The 16396-nt window shown below is 74.4% G+C and carries 14 protein-coding genes; 11 read left to right on the forward strand and 3 right to left on the reverse strand.

All coding sequences use genetic code 11. The features are described 5' to 3' along the window. Positions 1–150: 150 nt before the first annotated feature. The 3 genes from ABEB28_RS37590 to ABEB28_RS37600 all read right to left on the reverse strand — a co-directional run bounded on the left by ABEB28_RS37590 (position 151) and on the right by ABEB28_RS37600 (position 4874). Positions 151–1101: a DnaJ C-terminal domain-containing protein gene (locus tag ABEB28_RS37590; RefSeq protein ID WP_345733068.1), complete on the reverse strand. Its 951-nt coding sequence runs from the start codon at positions 1099–1101 to the stop codon at positions 151–153. Positions 1102–1212: 111 nt separating this feature from the next. After that, entirely contained in the window at positions 1213–3621 is a 2409-nt protein-coding gene (locus ABEB28_RS37595; RefSeq protein WP_345733069.1) for a beta-glucosidase family protein, read from the reverse strand. After that, positions 3618–4874, reverse strand: a complete 1257-nt coding sequence (locus ABEB28_RS37600; protein ID WP_345733070.1) for an MFS transporter — start codon at positions 4872–4874, stop codon at positions 3618–3620. The genes ABEB28_RS37595 and ABEB28_RS37600 overlap by 4 nt, the downstream gene beginning before the upstream one ends. A 96-nt stretch (positions 4875–4970) precedes the next feature. On the opposite strand from ABEB28_RS37600, the gene ABEB28_RS37605 reads away from it, so the two are divergent. The 11 genes from ABEB28_RS37605 to ABEB28_RS37655 all read left to right on the forward strand — a co-directional run bounded on the left by ABEB28_RS37605 (position 4971) and on the right by ABEB28_RS37655 (position 16394). After that, the gene (locus ABEB28_RS37605) at positions 4971–5630 is read left to right on the forward strand and encodes a TetR/AcrR family transcriptional regulator (protein WP_345733071.1); all 660 of its coding nucleotides are present in this window, start codon (positions 4971–4973) and stop codon (positions 5628–5630) included. Positions 5631–5832: 202 nt separating this feature from the next. Continuing rightward, a complete protein-coding gene (locus tag ABEB28_RS37610) occupies positions 5833–7491 on the forward strand; it encodes a carbamoyltransferase family protein (protein ID WP_345733072.1) in 1659 nt (552 codons plus the stop codon). Positions 7492–7519: 28 nt separating this feature from the next. After that, positions 7520–8635 (forward strand): glycosyltransferase family 2 protein, encoded by a 1116-nt coding sequence (locus tag ABEB28_RS37615; RefSeq protein WP_345733073.1) that lies wholly within the window; start codon positions 7520–7522, stop codon positions 8633–8635. Beyond that, positions 8632–9270: a D-glycero-alpha-D-manno-heptose-1,7-bisphosphate 7-phosphatase gene (locus tag ABEB28_RS37620; protein WP_345733074.1), complete on the forward strand. Its 639-nt coding sequence runs from the start codon at positions 8632–8634 to the stop codon at positions 9268–9270. Before ABEB28_RS37615 ends, ABEB28_RS37620 begins: the two co-directional genes overlap by 4 nt. Further along, on the forward strand, positions 9267–10310 hold the full coding sequence (locus ABEB28_RS37625) for a glycosyltransferase family 9 protein (RefSeq protein WP_345733075.1): 1044 nt from the start codon (positions 9267–9269) through the stop codon (positions 10308–10310). Before ABEB28_RS37620 ends, ABEB28_RS37625 begins: the two co-directional genes overlap by 4 nt. Continuing rightward, entirely contained in the window at positions 10307–11266 is a 960-nt protein-coding gene (locus ABEB28_RS37630; RefSeq protein ID WP_345733076.1) for a glycosyltransferase, read from the forward strand. The genes ABEB28_RS37625 and ABEB28_RS37630 overlap by 4 nt, the downstream gene beginning before the upstream one ends. Next, positions 11263–12534, forward strand: coding sequence for a glycosyltransferase (locus ABEB28_RS37635; protein WP_345733077.1), 1272 nt, complete (start codon positions 11263–11265; stop codon positions 12532–12534). The genes ABEB28_RS37630 and ABEB28_RS37635 overlap by 4 nt, the downstream gene beginning before the upstream one ends. Continuing rightward, the gene (locus ABEB28_RS37640; protein ID WP_345733078.1) at positions 12531–13148 is read left to right on the forward strand and encodes a D-sedoheptulose-7-phosphate isomerase; all 618 of its coding nucleotides are present in this window, start codon (positions 12531–12533) and stop codon (positions 13146–13148) included. Before ABEB28_RS37635 ends, ABEB28_RS37640 begins: the two co-directional genes overlap by 4 nt. Continuing rightward, complete coding sequence (rfaE2, locus tag ABEB28_RS37645) at positions 13145–14476, forward strand: D-glycero-beta-D-manno-heptose 1-phosphate adenylyltransferase (protein ID WP_345733079.1); 1332 nt, start codon at positions 13145–13147, stop codon at positions 14474–14476. The genes ABEB28_RS37640 and rfaE2 overlap by 4 nt, the downstream gene beginning before the upstream one ends. After that, complete coding sequence (locus tag ABEB28_RS37650; RefSeq protein ID WP_345733080.1) at positions 14473–15531, forward strand: glycosyltransferase family 9 protein; 1059 nt, start codon at positions 14473–14475, stop codon at positions 15529–15531. The genes rfaE2 and ABEB28_RS37650 overlap by 4 nt, the downstream gene beginning before the upstream one ends. Continuing rightward, positions 15528–16394 carry a glycosyltransferase family 2 protein gene (locus ABEB28_RS37655; RefSeq protein WP_345733081.1) on the forward strand — a complete coding sequence of 289 codons (867 nt, stop codon included), beginning with the start codon at positions 15528–15530 and terminating at the stop codon, positions 16392–16394. The genes ABEB28_RS37650 and ABEB28_RS37655 overlap by 4 nt, the downstream gene beginning before the upstream one ends. Positions 16395–16396 lie beyond the last annotated feature (2 nt).

The raw sequence follows: 16396 nt of genomic DNA on the forward strand, positions 1-16396 counted from the left end.
TCCACCAACCGGTGGACAGAACCGCCGCGTGCCCTGGCAAGCCGCAGCTTTCGGGAAGGCAACGTCTGGACGGGCCGCGGAGAGGTTGCCTTTCGGGAAATGCGCCCACGCCCGCGCGGCCCGCGCGTGGGCGGGCCGTGCGGGACGGGTTCAGGCGGCGGCCGGGTCGGCGGGTGCGTGCGCCTCTGCGAGGGCCTGCCACGCGGCGCGCTGGGCGTCGGTCAGGTGCTCCGGCACGACGATGCGCACCTCGGCGTAGAGGTCACCGGCGCCACCCCGCGGGTTCGGCAGGCCGCGTCCGCGCAGCCGGAGGCGGCGGCCGGACGACGACCCAGCAGGCACCTTCACGTCCACGCGCCCACCCGGCGTCACCACCGCGGCCTTCGCGCCGAGCACCGCTTCCCACGGCGCCACCGGCAACTCCACGGTGAGGTCGCGGCCGTCCACCCGGTACCGGGAGTGCGGCGCCAATCGCACGACCAGGTACAGATCGCCGCGCGGCGCACCCTCGCCGAGGCCGTCGCCGCCCTGGCCGGCCAGCCGGATTCGCTGCCCGTCGACCACCCCGGCCGGAATGTTCACGTCGACCGTCCGGACGCCCGACGAGGTCCCCATCGTCAGGCTGCGCCGCCCACCGGAGTAAGCGTCCTCGACCGACAGCTCCAGCTCCGCCTCGACGTCCGGTCCGGGCACCGTGCCGATGCCACCGCCCCCGAAGAACCCGGAGCGCCCACCCCCGAACAACCCACCGAGCAGGTCCTCGAAGCCGCCGGCGGCGAAACCGTCGCCCCCGGTGGAGAAGTGGACCCGCTGACCACCAAACGGCGTCCCGGCCGCGCCCGGGTCGAAGTTCTCGGGGACCTTCCGCCAGTCGTCGCCGAACTGCGGCGAGAACCGGTCGTACCGGGCCCGCGTCCCCGGATCCGAGAGCACCTCGTTGGCCTCGTTGATCCGCTTGAACTGGTCCTCGGCACCGGGGTCGGAGTTCACGTCCGGGTGGTACTTACGGGCCAGCTTGCGGTAGGCGCGCTGGATGTCCTCCTGGCTCGCCGACCGGTCGACGCCCAGCACCTCGTAGTAGTCGCTCGTGGTGGTGGCCACCTTTCCGCTCCTCGTCGCTCGCGTAGCTACGTCCAGCCCCAAAGACACCGGGGCAGGGCGTTTCATTCCCCGAAGTTGAGCGTACGACGCTCAACTTCGGCGTGGAACGGCTCAGACCTCCAGCGTCAGCGGCGTATCGGCGACCGAGCGGCCGACGTGCAGGGTGAACGGCCCGGGCTCGCGCTCCCACCCGTCGCCGGACCAGTGCTCGAACGCGCGCGCAGGCAGCGGGATCCGCACCGTCGCCGCCGCGCCGGACGCCGCGGACACGACGGCGAACCCGACGAGCCACCGGGCCGGCCGGTCGACCGCGCTCTCCGGCCGGGACGCGTACACCTGCACCACCTCGCGACCCTCGCGAGAGCCGGTGTTCGCCACGGTCACCTCGACGGCGTCGCCCTCGACCGCGGCGGAGTCGTACGACCACGTCGTGTACCCCAGCCCGTGCCCGAACCAGAACGCCGGCTCCGCGCCGGAGCGCAGCCATCCGCGGTGCCCGACGTGGATCGACTCGGCGTACGTGAGCCCGCCCTCGACCGGCTGCGTCGAGTACACCGGGACGTCGCTCTCCGACGCCGGCCAGGTAGTGGGCAGCCGTCCACCCGGCTCCGCGACGCCGAGCAACACGTCGGCGAGTGCGTTCCCGGTCTCCATCCCGGCGAACCACGACAGCAGCACCGCCGGCGCCTCAGCGAGCCACGGCAGCACGACCGGCGCGCCGGAGTTCACCACGACGACCGTGTTCGGGTTGGCCGCCAGTACCCGGCGCACCAGTTCGTCCTGCCGCCCGGGCAGCGCGAGTCCGGCGCGGTCGTAACCCTCGCTCTCGACCTCCTCGTTGGTGCCGACCGCGAGCACGACCGCGTCGGCCTCGGCGGCCAGCGCGACGGCGTGTGCGAGCTCGTCGTCCTCCGCGCGGCGCGGGGGCTGTGCGACCAGGCGGAGCATCGCGGCCGCGAACGTGTTCCCGGCGGGCAGGTCGTGCCGCAGCACGACGTCGACCGATCCACCGGCTGCGAGCCGGACCGGCGCGTAGGCCTGGTCGGGCTTCATCATCGCCTCGACCAGGTCCCCGCCCGGTGGGTCGATGACCTGGTCGATGACGTCGTGGCCGTCGACGGTCAGCCGGAACTGACCCACCCCGGCCGCGCCCAGGAGATGCTCGCCGTCCGCCGACGCGGTGTACCGGGTGGCGATCTCGACCGCCCTGACCTTCGCCGGGTCGGCGCCGGCGAAGCTGCCCAGATAGGTGAGCTGGGCGCTCTCCCGGTGCTCCTCGGCGAGCGTGGCGCCGGTCTCGTCGACGAAACGGACGCGCAGCCCCGGCGTGCCGTCGGCCGGGTCGGTGACCTGCTCCAACGGCACAGGCGCGAGCGACGTCGTGGGGAAACACCCCTCCGCGGCGACCACCTCGACACCCTCGCCGAGCGCCGCGGTCAGGCCCGCGAGCGGCGTCACCGTGTAGGTCGGGCTGACGCTCGCCGACCCGCCGCCCATCGTCCGCGCGTGCAGGGCGTTCGGGCCGAGTACGGCCACCTTCCGCAGCGCCCCGGCCGACAACGGCAGCACACCGGAGTTCTTCACCAGCACCATGCCGCAGGCCGCGGCCTCGCGGCCGAGCGCGGCGATCTCCGCCGCGGGCGCGGGCGCGACGAGCGGCACGACCGGCTCGACGCCCTCCAGCGCGCCCACCCGGGCGGCCAGCCGGAGGAGGCGCCGCACCTTGTCGTCGATCCGCGCCTCGTCGACCTCTCCGCTGCGGACCGCGGCGACCAGCGCGTCGCCCCACGGCCCGATGGGCCCGGGCATCGCCAGGTCCAGGCCCGCGTTGCCGGCCGCCACGGTGCTGCGGGTGGCGAACCAGTCCGACATGACGACGCCGTCGAAGCCCCACTCCTCCTGCAGGATCTCGCGCAGCAGCGGGCTCTCGGTCATCGTGGCCCCGGCCACCGCGTTGTAGGCGGCCATCACCGCCCAGACGCCCTCGGCGACGATGCGCTCGAACGGCGCCAGGTACACCTCCCGCAGTGCCCGGTCGTCGACGGTGACGTCGTAGGTCATCCGCTCGGTCTCGCTGTCGTTGGCGACGAAGTGCTTCACGGTCGCCGCGACGCCGCCGGACTGGACGCCGCGGACGTAGGCCGCGCCGATCTCCGCGGAGAGCAGCGGGTCCTCCGAATACGCCTCGAAGTGCCGCCCGCCCAGCGGCGACCGGTGCAGGTTCACGGTCGGTGCGAGCAGCACGTCGACGTTCTTCCGGCGCGCTTCGGCGGCCAGTAAACGGCCGAGGCGCTCCACCAGTGAAACGTCCCAGGACGCGGCGAGCGCGGTCGGCGACGGAATGTTGGCCGAGCGGTCCCGTTCGTCCCAGTTAGTGCCACGGACGCCCGCCGGCCCGTCGGAGACCAGGATCTTCCGCAGGCCGATCCTGGGCTCCGGGTACAGCGACCAGAAGTCCTCGCCGGTCAGCAGCCGGACCTTCTGCTCCAACGACAGCTCGCCGAGGAGGTCTTCGCTCATGCCACACTCCTGATTCTGGTGACGAGGAGCGCGCCGATGATCCCGACGACGGCTCCGGCGATGAACAGCAGCGGGTAGCCGCCGATCGCGAGGAACACCGGCGCGATCGCCGGTGCCAACGACTGGGGTAGCGCGTTCGCCATGTTGATGACGCCGAGGTCCTTGGCGACGTCGTCCGCGCTGGGCAGGACCTCGGTGATCAACGCGAGGTCCACCGCGTAGAAGCAGCCCGTCCCCACCCCCAGGATGACCTCACCGATCACCAGCTGGGTGAACGACCCCGACAACGCGACGACGATCAGACCGACCATCGCGACCAGCGCTGCGACCACGACGAACGGCTTGCGCCTGCCGATCCGGTCGGAGAGGAAGCCGCCGAGCACGCTGGCGAGCACGGTCGCACCGGCCGCCGCGACGGTGGCCACCGCCACCCGGCCGGGGACCTCGTCGGTCGGGATGCCCAGCTCGTCGCTGAGGAAGTACGGCAGGTAGGTCAGGCCGGTCGCGGCGGCGAACACGAACGTGAACCGCGTCAGCCAGGCCCACCCGAAGTCGGGGTAGCGGCGCGGGTCGAAGACGAACGACCCGAGGAAACCCCTGAGGTCCAGCCGAGCCGGCGTTCCGGACGCCATCCGATCCCGCAGGACCACCACGAACACGCCGACGAGAACCAGCGCGATCGCCGCGGGCACCAGGAACCGGCCGACATCCCCACCGAACACCGCCGCGAGCAGCGACCCGGCGACGACGCTCAGCAGCGTGGTGATGCCGACCAGGCCGCTCACCGCGCCACGACGTTCCGAGCGCACCTGGTCGGGCAGCGTGGCCGAGAGGGCGGCGAGCGCCCCGTTGTAGGCCACCTGGGTCACGCACCAGCCGACGCCGATCAGCAGCACGCCGTCCGCCAGGGCGATCACCGCCAGGCCGAGGGCTCCGAGAACGCTGCCGCCGAGCAGCCACGGCCGTCGCATGCCGAAGCGGGACGCCGTACGGTCGGACAGCCGCCCGGCGAGCGGGTTGCTGACCAGCGCGAGGAACGCCCCGATACCGAGGATGATGCCTAAGTCGCGTTCCTTCGTGGCCGGCGAGACGTCCTCGACCTTGAGCGCGAGCGTGACGACGACCGGCGTCAGCAGCGCGAGGTTCAGGCCGAACGCGGCGAGCGGCATCGTCACGCCGAAGCGCCCGAGCGGTGTGCCGGGGCGCGCTGTGGGCTCAGTCTGCGCCGACAACGCTGTCGGGTCCAAGGCCATGGACCGCTCCTCTGCGGTGGGTCGGCCGCGGCGAAAACCGACTGACCGATAGGTTTCTATTCTAGGAGAGACGTCCCGGACTAGCGTGTCGATGTGGTGAATCAACCGGTAGACGTCGATCCAGGGGCCCCTCCTCCGGGAGAGGCGGAGCCGGCCGGACGGCGCCGGCCTCGGGGTAGCTACTCCAAGGGCCGCGCGAAACGGGCCGAGATCCTGCGCGAGGCGGTACGGGTGTTCGCCGAGTCCGGGTACCGGGGTGGGTCGCTCAAGGAGATCGCCGACCGGGTCGGGCTGAGCCAAGCGGGGCTGCTGCACCACTTCGCGTCCAAGGAGCACCTGCTCGCCGAGGTCATCGCCGCCCGCGACGCCGAGGACATGGCGCGGATGCACGTCCAGGACGAGCGGGTCGCGCTCCACCGGATCACCGAGCAGGTCCGCTACAACACGACCGTGCCGGGGCTCGTGCAGCTCTACACGACGCTCGCCGGGGAGGCCGTCGCGGAGGGGCACCCGGCGCACGAGCATTTCGCCGAGCGCTACCGCTCGCTGCGCGGGCTGCTGCGGCGAGCCGTGGCGGAGGCGCAGCAGGCCGGCGAAGTCCCGGGTGACCTCGACCCGGACGCGACCGCCACCACGCTCGTCGCCCTGATGGACGGCCTGCAGATCCAGTGGCTCCTGGAGCCGGACGCCGTCGACATGCCTGCCGTCTTCGAGACGTTCCTCGCGCTCCTGCGCAACCAGCGCGACACCGCCTAAGAGTTATCGGACGCAGCCGAGAGCAACAGCGTCCGTTCGTACGCCTGACAGTTGAATCGCCGCACCCGTGAGGAACCCGACGTTTATCCCTCGCCGAGCGGGTACTTGGCACGGTGCGGATGGGGCCGCCGGGTTGGGTGTGAGCCGCTCCGGCCGGGTCCCGTTCGCAGCAGGCAGTACTGGCGGCGAAAGGGTTCCCACGATGCGTGTACTCGGGATCAACGCTCTGTTCCACGACCCGTCCGCGTGCCTCGTAGTGGACGGACGAATCGTGGCCGCCGCCGAGGAGGAGCGGTTCTCCCGGCGCAAACACGGCAAGCGTCCGGTGCCGTTCTCCGCATGGGAGGTTCCCGAGCAAGCCGCCGCCTGGTGCCTCGCCCAGGCCGGCCTGCGTCCGAGGGATGTGGACCTCGTCGGTTACGCCTACGATCCCGCGCTCGCCGAACCCGCCGACGCGCTCGGTCTGCACGACCCGTGGGACCACCTGCGCCAGATGTACGCGCGGGAGGCCCCTGGCTTCCTCGCCGAGGCGCTGCCCGGTCTCGACCCGTCGAAGGTCCGATTCGTCCGGCACCACGTCGCGCACGCCGCGTCCGCCGCCTACGCCGCGCCGGACGCCGCCACCGGATCGGTGCTGGTGCTGGACGGCCGCGGTGAGTCGACGTCGCATCTGGCCGGTCGGCGGGTGGGCAACGAGCTGCAGACGCTGGCGTCCCAGCGACTGCCGCACTCGCTCGGACTGTTCTACGAGGACCTCACCGCCCACCTCGGCTTCCTGCGCTCGTCCGACGAGTACAAGGTGATGGCGCTGGCCTCCTACGGATCGCCGCGGATCGCCGCTGAGCTACGGCGCCGCGTCTACGCCACGGAGGACGGCGGCTTCCGGACCACCGGCATCGACTGGACCGAGTTCTGCCCGCCGCGCCGCGCCGACGAGGCTTGGACCCAGCACCACGCGGACGTGGCGTCCTCGGCGCAGCTCGTCCTCGAGGAAGTGCTGCTCGACCTGGCGCGCTGGCTGCACGGCCAGACCGGCGACGAACTGCTCACGATGGCGGGCGGCACCGCGCTGAACTGCGTCGCGAACTCCCGGATCGCCCGCGAAGGGCCGTTCTCCCGGGTCTGGGTGCAGCCGGCCGCCGGTGACGCCGGGACCGCGCTGGGCGCCGCCGTCTACCTGTCCGCGATGCACGGCGCCGACCCGGAGCCGATGCCCGGCGCCGACCTCGGTCGCGGCTGGTCGGACGCGGAGCTGGAGGCGTGGCTCAAGACCGCCGGCGTCCCGTACGAGCGCCCGGACGACGTCGCCGAAGCGGTCGCCGAAGCGCTCGCCGCCAACCAGATCGTCGCGTGGTTTCAGGGCCGAGCCGAGTTCGGTCCGCGGGCGCTGGGCCACCGCTCGCTGATGGCCCACCCCGGCCACTCCGGCAACCTGGAGCGGCTCAACGACGTCAAGGGCCGGGAGCAGTTCCGTCCGGTCGCTCCGATGGTGCTCTCCGACCGGGCCGGGGAGATCTTCACCAGCGGTCCGTTCCCCAGCCCCTACATGCTGTTCGTGCACGACACGAAGCCCGAGTGGCGGGACCGCATTCCGGCGGTCGTCCACGTCGACGGCACCGCGCGGATCCAGACGGTCGACCCGGCCACCGAGCCGCGGGTGGCCGCGATGCTCCGCGGGTTCGAGCGCCGGACCGGACTGCCGGTGGTCGTGAACACGAGCCTCAACACCGCGGGGCGGCCGATGGTCGACGACCCCCGGGACGCGCTGGAGTGTTTCGGGTCCGCGCCGGTGGACCTGCTCGCCCTCGGCCCGTTCGTGGTGCGGCGTGGGTCGATGTTCCGCAGCGAGGGCGGCCGATGAGCGCTTGCGCGAAGAGCGGAGCGCACCGATGACTTGGTCGGTCGTGATCCCGACGGTCGGGCGGCCGTCGCTCACCGCGTGCCTGTCCGGTCTGGCCGCGAGTGTGGCCTCGGCCGACGTCGGCGGGCGCGCGGGAAGTTCGGCGCCGACCGAGGTCGTGCTGGTGGACGACCGGCCGCTCACCGAGTGCGGCCCGCTCCCGGTCGAGATCCCGTCGTCGCTCCGGGTGCGGGTGGTCTACGGCTGCGGCAACGGGCCGGCGGCCGCCCGCAACGCCGGCTGGCGCACCGTGGGGACGCCCTGGGTGGTGTTCCTCGACGACGACGTCGTGCCCGGTCCGTCTTGGGCCGCCGATCTCGCCGCCGACCTCGCCGACGCCGACCGGCGGACCGGCGCGGTCCAGGGCCGGATCGAGGTACCGCTCCCCACCGACCGGAGCCCCACCGACGCCGAGCGGAACACCGCAGGGCTGGCCACGGCTGCCTGGATCACCGCCGACATCGCGTACCGGGCGTCGGCCCTGACCGCCGTCGGCGGCTTCGACGAGCGGTTCCGCCGCGCCTTCCGGGAAGACGCCGACCTCGCGCTCCGCGTCCAGGACGCCGGGTGGGAACTGGTCATGGGCCGACGCACCACCGTCCACCCGGTACGGATTGACGACGCGTTCGCTTCGGTGCGCGCCCAGGCAGGCAACGCGGACGACGTCCTGATGACCCGGCTGCACGGCGACGAGTGGTGGGAGCGCGCCGACGCGCCCCGCGGCCGGTTCACCCGGCACGTCGTCGTCACCGCCGCGGGTATGGCCGCGGTCGCCCTCGGGCTGGCCGGACGGCGACGAGCCGCAGGGCTCGCCGCCGGGGCCTGGCTCGCCGGCACCGCGGAGTTCGCCGCGGCGCGGATCGCGCCGGGACCGCGGACGCCACGCGAGATCGCCACGATGCTCGCCACCAGCGCGCTGATCCCGCCCGCTGCGCTCACCCATCACCTGCGCGGCCGCTGGCGTCACCGCCATGCGGAGCCGTGGCCCCCGGAGCCATGGCCGCCCGGTGCCGCCGCACCCGCCGCACCGGCCGCGGTGCTGGACGCGGTGCCCGCCGGGTCGGCCGCACGCGTCGCCGCGGAGAGCGGGGTGGTGGCCCGGTGAACGCGACGGCTGTCGCGTCGGTGCTCGCGCCGGACGCCTGGCTGTACCGCGGCCGTCCACAGCCGGAGCCGGCGGACTCCGGCCCCGGCGCGGTCCCCCGGGCCGTCCTGTTCGACCGGGACGGCACGCTGACCGAGGACGACCCGCCGTACAACGGCGACCCGGCGAACGTTCGGCTCCGACCGACCGCCCGGGAGGCGGTGGACGTCCTCCGTGCCCGCGGTATCGCGGTCGGCGTCGTCAGCAACCAGTCCGGCGTCGGGCGTGGCCTGCTCACCCGCTCCCAGGTCGAGGCCGTCGCCGGCCGGATCGAGGAGCTGCTGGGCCGGTTCGACGTCTGGGTCTTCTGCCCGCACGTCCCCGACGACGGCTGCACCTGCCGTAAGCCCGCGCCGGGGATGGTGCTGGCGGCCGCCGGCGCGCTCGGCGTCGCACCGTCCGACGTGGCCGTGATCGGCGACATCGGCGCGGACCTGGGCGCCGCCGCCGCGGCCGGGGCCACCGGCATCCTGGTCCCGACCACGGTCACCCGGCCCGAGGAGGTCGCCGCCGCGGGCACCGTGGCGCCCGATCTGCTCACCGCCGTCTCCGCGCTGCTGAGCCCCCGGAAGGCCGCCGGGCAGGTGGTCCGATGACGACGCTGATCGTCCGACTGGACAGCGCCGGGGACGTCCTGCTCGCCGGGCCCGCCGTCCGGGCCGTGGCGGCGGGCTCCGACCACGTCGTGTTCCTCTGTGGACCACAGGGCGCCGCCGCCGCCCGCCTGCTGCCCGGCGTCGACGAGATCGTGGTCTGGGACGCGCCGTGGGTCGGCCTGCAGCCGCCGCCGGTCCGCCCGGACGACGTCCAGCAGATCGTCCACGCGCTGCACGGCATCGACCGAGCGCTGATCCTGGCCAGCTTCCACCAGAGCCCGCTCCCGACCGCACTCGTGCTGCGCCTGTCCGGCGTCGGATGGATCGGCGCCGACAGCGAGCACTACCCGGGCTCGCTGCTCGACCTACGGCACCAGCGGGCCCCGCACCGGCACGAAGCCGACGCCGCCCTCGACCTCGCGATCGCCGCCGGGTACCGGCTCCCGCCCGGCGACGACGGCCGGATGGCGATCCTGCCGCCGCCGGACGTCCGCGCGCTGACCGGTGAGGACCCGTACGTCGTGGTCCACCCGGGCGCCGCAGTTCCGGCCCGGGCACCGAGCATGGACACCGCCGTCGACGCCACCGAGGCGCTGCTCACCGCCGGTCACCGCGTGCTGCTCACCGGCGGCCCCGACGAGACCGCGCTGACCGCCGCGATCGCCCGCCGCACCGGCGCCGTCGACCTCGGCGGCCGCACCAATCTGCACGGCCTCGGCGGCATCCTCGCCGGCGCAGCCGCCGTCGTGGTCGGCAACACCGGACCGGCGCACCTCGCCGCCGCGGTCGGTACGCCCGTCGTCTCGCTGTTCGCCCCGGTGGTGCCCGCCGAGCGGTGGGCGCCCTACCGGGTGCCCCAGGTCCTGCTCGGCGATCAGGACGCCCCCTGCGCCGGAAGCCGAGCGCGCACCTGCCCGATCCCGGGTCACCCCTGTCTCTCGTCGATCCGCGGTGCCGATGTCGTGGCCGCTGTCGACTCCCTCATCGCCCGGGTCAAGCAGCGGCCCGCCCCTCAGAACACCCGGGAGGTGATCGCGTGAACATCCTGCTCTGGCACGTGCACGGCTCGTGGACCACCGCGTTCGTCCACGGTCCACACCGGTACCTGATACCGGTGACGCCGGACCGAGGGCCGGACGGACTGGGCCGCGCCCAGACCTACGAGTGGCCGGCCTCCGCCGTCGAGCTGACCCCGGAGCAGCTGCGCGAGGCCGCGATCGACGTGGTCGTGCTGCAGCGGCCATCCGAGGTCGCGCTGGTCGAGCAGTGGATCGGTCGCCGTCCCGGCGTCGACGTCCCGGCCGTCTACCTGGAGCACAACGCTCCGGGGACGGGCGGCGCCGGCACCGGCGGCGTGCCCGACACCCGGCACCCGATGGCCGACGCCGGGCTGCCGATCGTCCACGTGACGCACTTCAACCGGTTGTTCTGGGACTCGGGCGCCAGCCGGACCGTCGTCATCGAACACGGGATCCCGGACCCGGGACACCGGTACACCGGCGAGATCCCCCGGGCCGCGGTCGTGGTCAACGACCCGGTCCGCCGGGGCCGGTGGACCGGGACCGACCTGCTGCCGGGGCTGGCGGCCGCGGCGCCGCTGGACGTGTTCGGCATGCGCGCGGACCAGCTCGACGTTCCCGGGATCCGCACGTTCGACCTGCCACAGGCCCAGCTGCACGACGCGATGGCCGCCCGGCGGCTCTACCTGCACCCGATCCGCTGGACGTCGCTCGGGCTGTCGTTGCTGGAGGCGATGCACCTCGGGGTCCCGGTGGTGGCGCTGGCGACCACCGAGGTCTACCGGGCCGTGCCGCCCGGCGCCGGGGTGATCTCCACCGACCCGGAGGAGCTGGCCGCCGCCGCGCGCCGGTACCTCGCCGACCCGGACCTGGCCGCGGCGCACGGTACCGCCGCCCGGCACGCAGTGCTCGAGCGGTACGGCCTCAAACGATTCCTGGACGACTGGGACGCACTGTTGGAGGAGGTGGTCGCATGAGGATCTCCTTGATATCCGAACACGCCAGCCCGCTGGCGGTCCTCGGCGAGGTCGACGCCGGCGGGCAGAACGTCCACGTGGCGAGCCTGGCCACCGCGCTCGCCGCACGCGGCCACCAGGTGACCGTCCACACCCGGCGGGACGACCCCGCGCTGCCGACGACCACCCCGTTCGCGCCGGGGGTCACCGTGCACCACGTGACCGCCGGCCCACCCACCTACGTCCCCAAGGACGAGCTGGTGCCGTTCATGCCGTCGTTCGGCGACGAGCTCGCGGCGTACTGGCGGACCGCGCGGCCGGACGTGGTCCACGCGCATTTCTGGATGTCCGGGCTCGCCGCGCTCGGCGGCGCCCGGCAGCTCGACGGGCCGCCGGTCCCGGTCGTGCAGACGTTCCACGCGCTCGGCAGCGTCAAGCGGCGTCACCAGGGCGCGGCCGACACCAGCCCGCCCGGGCGGATCGCGGACGAGCTGATGATCGGCCGCAGCGTCCACCGCACGGTCGCGACCTGCGCCGACGAGGTACGGGAGCTGCGGGAACTCGGGGTGCCGGTGGAGCGCATCCAGGTCGTGCCGTGCGGGGTGGACGTCGAGACGTTCACCCCGTCCGGCCCGGTCGAGCCGCGCACCGCCCGTCCGCGGCTGCTGCAGGTCGGTCGCTTGGTGCCGCGTAAGGGCGCGGACGTCGCTCTGCGCGCGCTGCGCCGCATTCCGGACGCCGAGCTGCTGCTCGCCGGGGGCCCCGCCGCCGACCGCCTCGACGACGATCCGGAGGCACAGCGGCTGCGTTCGCTGGCGCTCGAACACGGCGTCGCCGACCGGCTCGTGCTGCTCGGCGGCGTCGAGCGGAGCCGGATGCCGGCCCTGTTCCGCAGCGCCGACGTCGTCCTCTGCCCACCGCGGTACGAGCCGTTCGGCATCGTGCCGCTGGAGGCGATGGCCTGCGCGAGACCGGTCGTGGCCAGTGCCGTCGGCGGTCACCTGGACACCGTCGCGGACGGCCGCACCGGGCGGCTCGTCCCCCCGGACGACCCGCAGGCGCTCGCCGCGGCCGCGTGTGACCTGCTCGCCGACTCCCGCATGCGCACCGCGTTCGGCGCCGCCGGACGGCGCCGTGCCGAGAGCCGCTACGGCTGGGACCGGGTCGCCGCGGCGACCGAGGTCGCCTACCGCGGCGTGCTCTCCGCCCGTCCCGCGCCACGCCGCATCACCACCTCGGCGGTCCGCCGCAGCCGGTCGACCGCCACCGCGACAGGAGCAGCCCGATGACCTCTCAGCTGGACCGTCCTGTATATACCGGCCTCGACCAGGCCGTCGAGCACTGTGTCGCTCTGGAGGAGACCCTCGTCCGGCTCCGCCGTACTCAGCTGCCGCTGCTCAGCGAGTGGGGCGAGTCGCTCGCCGACCGGCTCTCGACCGGATCGCGTCTGCTCGCCGCCGGTAACGGCGGGAGCGCCGCGCAGGCGCAGCACCTCACCGCCGAGCTGGTCGGCCGTTACCAGGAGGACCGGCCCGCGTTCTCGGCGATCGCGCTGCACGCCGAGACGTCCAGCCTGACCGCGATCGGCAACGACTACGGGTTCGAGGAGCTGTTCGCCCGTCAGGTCGCCGCGCACGGCCGGCCGGGCGACGTGCTGGTCGCGATGTCGACGTCCGGCAGCAGCCGCAACCTGCTGCGCGCCGCCGATGTGGCCCGTGAGCTGGGCGTCACGGTCTGGGCGATGACCGGGCCCGCCTCCAACCCGCTGGCGGCCGCGGCGGACTCCGCGCTCTGCGTCGAGGCGAGAAGCACCGCGACCGTGCAGGAGGCCCACCTCGTCGCGCTGCACCTGATGTGCGCGGCGTTCGACACGGCGCTGGCCGGGCGCCGGTTGTCGGCATGAGCGGGCCGCTCGTCGTCGTCGGGGACGCGCTCCTCGACCGGGACCTCGACGGGACTGCGACCCGGCTCGCGCCGGACGCGCCCGTGCCGGTCGTGGATCTCACCGGCGAACGGGCCCGTCCCGGCGGCGCGGCACTCGCCGCGTGCCTGGCCGCCGAGCGCACGTCCCGCGAGGTCGTGCTGGTGACCGCGATCGGCTCGGGCCCGGACGCCGACACGCTGCGCGGCCTGCTGGCCGGTCGGGTGCGGCTGGTCGAGCTGCCGCTGCGCGGCAGCCTGCCGGTCAAGACCCGGGTCCGCGCCGGCGGGCGTCCGCTGCTGCGGCTCGACCGAGGTGACGGCGTGCCGCTCCCCGGTCCGGACGCCGGAGTCGGCGACGTTCTGGCGCACGCCGCCGCGGTGCTCGTCGCCGACTACGGGCGCGGCCTGGCCGACGTCGTCCGCCCGGAGCTGGCCGCTGCGGCCCGTCGGGTACCGCTGCTCTGGGACCCGCACCCGCGCGGCGACGTACCGGTGCCGGGCGCCCGGCTGGTCACGCCGAACGCGTCCGAGGCGGACGGTTCCAGCGCGGCCGAGCTGGCGGCCTCCTGGAACGCGTCGTCGGTGGCGGTGACGCTGGGGTCGCGCGGGGCAATGCTCAGCCGCGGCACGGCGTCGCCGATGCTGGTCCCGACGCCGTTCGTCGCGACCGGTGACCCCTGCGGCGCCGGCGACTGCTTCTCCGCGACCGCGGCGGTCGCGCTCGCCGACGGAGCGCTGCCCGAGGAGGCGGTGGCCCGCGCGGTCGCCGCCGCCACTGCGTTCGTGGACGCCGGGGGCGCCGCGGCGTGGCCGGGGCCCGGACCCCGCACGCCGGCTACGGACTCGCTCGCCGAGGCGAAGGCGCTGGTGCGGGCCGTGCACGCCCGCGGTGGAACCGTGGTGGCCACCGGCGGGTGCTTCGATCTGCTGCACGCCGGCCACGTCGGGCTGCTGGAGGCGGCCCGCCGCACCGGCGACTGCCTGATCGTGTGCCTCAACTCCGACGCGTCGGTGGCCCGGCTGAAGGGCCCCGGCCGGCCGCTGAACACCGCCGCGGACCGTGCCCGGGTGCTGGCCGGGCTGGCCTGCGTCGACGCGGTCGTCGTGTTCGACGAGGACACTCCGGAGCAGGTGCTGACCGAACTCCGGCCGGACCGCTGGGTCAAGGGTGGCGACTACACGGTGGAGGCGCTGCCCGAGGCTGCGGTGGTGCGCTCGTGGGGCGGTGAGGCCGTGGTCCTGCCCTATCTGGACGGGCACTCGACGACGAGCCTGGTGCAGCGCGCTGCCGTGGGAGCGTCGCGATGAGCAGCGTCCTGGTGCTGCGGGCGCTCGGACTCGGTGATCTGCTCACCGTGGTTCCGGCGCTGCGGGCGCTCCGGCGACACTTCCCGTCGCACGAGATCGTGCTGGCGGCACCGTCGCGGCTCGCCGAGGCCGCTGCGGCTACCGGCGTGGTCGACCGGCTGCTGCCGACGACCGCGCCCGGCCGGGAGGTGCCGACGACGCTGGATTGGTCCGGGCCGCCCCCGGACGTCGCGGTGGACCTGCACGGCAACGGTCTGCTCAGCCATCGGGTGCTCGCCGCGCTGCGGCCGGGTCGCCTGCTCGGGTGGGCCCACCCGGACCTGCCGTCCCACGAGGGGCCGGTGTGGAGCGCGGACGACCACGAGCGGGTGCGGTGGTGCCGTCTGCTGCGGTGGTACGGGATCTCCGCCGAGCCGGACGACGTCCGGCTCGACGTGAGCGCGCTACCCGGGCCCGGGCCGGTGCTGATCCACCCGGGCGCCGACGCCGGAGCGCGCCGCTGGCCCGCCGAGCGGTTCGCCGCGGTCGCCCGGGCGCTGGTCACGGCCGGGGTACCGGTGATGGTGACCGCCGGGATCGGCGAGCGGGACCTCGCGGAACAGGTGGCGGACGCCGCCGGGCTGCCGCGGGAGGCGGTGGTCGGCGGTGCGGCCGACGTTCCGTTCCGGGAGCTGGCGGTACGCGTGGCCGGGGCCCGCGCCGTCGTCGTCGGCGACACCGGCATCGCGCACCTGGCCAGTGCGGTCGCCGCACCCTCGGTCGTCCTGTTCGGACCGGTGTCGCCCGCGCTGTGGGGACCGCCTGCGCACACCCGGCACCGCGTGCTGTGGCGCGCCGACGACCCCGCGGTACTCCGGCCCGGCGACGCCCACGGCACGTCGCCGGACCCGCGTCTGCTGCGCATCCGGGTCGAGGACGTGCTGGCCGAGCTGGAGACGCTCGGTGTCCCGACCAGTTCACCGCTCCCGGCCAGTTCGCCGCTCCCGGCCAGTTCACCGCTCCCGGCCAGTTCGCCGCTCCCGGCCGGCTCGCCGCTCAGCGGAGCGGTCCGGTGACCGTCTCGCTCGCCCCACTACGGACCGCCACCACCGGGGTGGTCCTGATCACCCGCGACCGGCGCGAGCGGACCCTGGACACGCTCGACCACCTGGCGACGCTGCCGGACCAGCCGCCGATCGTGGTGGTCGACAACGCGTCCACCGACGGCACCGCGGACGCGGTCGCCGCCCGGCACCCTTCCGTCCGGGTCCTGCGGCTGGACACCAATCAGGGGGCCGTGGCCCGAACGCTCGGCGCGCGGCTGCTCGACACGCCCTACCTCGGGTTCAGCGACGACGACTCCTGGTGGAGCCCGGGATCGCTGTCGCGGGCGGCCGGGTTGATGACCCGGTATCCCCGGCTCGGACTGATCGCCGCACGGGCCCTCGTCGGCCCGGAGGAGCGCGAGGATCCGCTGAACGAGGTCCTGGCCACCTCGCCGCTCGGTACCGCCGCCGACCTGCCCGGCCCGTCCGTCCTCGGGTTCCTGGCCTGCGCGAGCATCGTCCGCCGGAGCGCGTTCCTCGAGGTCGGCGGCTTCTCGCCGGTACTGCACTTCGCCGGGGAGGAGACGCTGCTGGCGATCGACCTCTCCGCGGCCGGCTGGGGCGTCGCGTACGTCCCGTCGGTGATCGCCCACCACCACCCGGACACCGGCCCGCGGGTGGGCCGGAACCTCCGGCAGCGCCGCAACGCGCTGCTCACCACCTGGCTGCGCCGTCCGTGGCCGGTCGTCGCCGCCGAGACGGCGAGCCTGGCCGGGCGGGATCCCGAAGCCCGCCGCGCGCTGCTCGCCGCACTGCCCAAACTTCCCGCCGCACTGCGGCACCGCCGACGCCTTCCGGGCCGCGTCGAGCACGATCTGACGCTCCTTTCCTGAGA

Source organism: Cryptosporangium minutisporangium (assembly GCF_039536245.1).
Taxonomy (GTDB): domain Bacteria; phylum Actinomycetota; class Actinomycetes; order Mycobacteriales; family Cryptosporangiaceae; genus Cryptosporangium; species Cryptosporangium minutisporangium.

Excerpts from the sequence above, each read along its gene's own strand:
- ABEB28_RS37595 (WP_345733069.1), bottom strand. The coding sequence starts at position 3,621 with ATGAGCGAAGACCTCCTCGGCGAGCTGTCGTTGGAGCAGAAGGTCCGG.
- ABEB28_RS37600 (WP_345733070.1), bottom strand. The coding sequence starts at position 4,874 with ATGGCCTTGGACCCGACAGCGTTGTCGGCGCAGACTGAGCCCACAGCG.
- ABEB28_RS37610 (WP_345733072.1), top strand. The coding sequence starts at position 5,833 with ATGCGTGTACTCGGGATCAACGCTCTGTTCCACGACCCGTCCGCGTGC.
- ABEB28_RS37615 (WP_345733073.1), top strand. The coding sequence starts at position 7,520 with ATGACTTGGTCGGTCGTGATCCCGACGGTCGGGCGGCCGTCGCTCACC.
- ABEB28_RS37625 (WP_345733075.1), top strand. The coding sequence starts at position 9,267 with ATGACGACGCTGATCGTCCGACTGGACAGCGCCGGGGACGTCCTGCTC.
- ABEB28_RS37635 (WP_345733077.1), top strand. The coding sequence starts at position 11,263 with ATGAGGATCTCCTTGATATCCGAACACGCCAGCCCGCTGGCGGTCCTC.
- ABEB28_RS37640 (WP_345733078.1), top strand. The coding sequence starts at position 12,531 with ATGACCTCTCAGCTGGACCGTCCTGTATATACCGGCCTCGACCAGGCC.
- rfaE2 (WP_345733079.1), top strand. The coding sequence starts at position 13,145 with ATGAGCGGGCCGCTCGTCGTCGTCGGGGACGCGCTCCTCGACCGGGAC.
- ABEB28_RS37650 (WP_345733080.1), top strand. The coding sequence starts at position 14,473 with ATGAGCAGCGTCCTGGTGCTGCGGGCGCTCGGACTCGGTGATCTGCTC.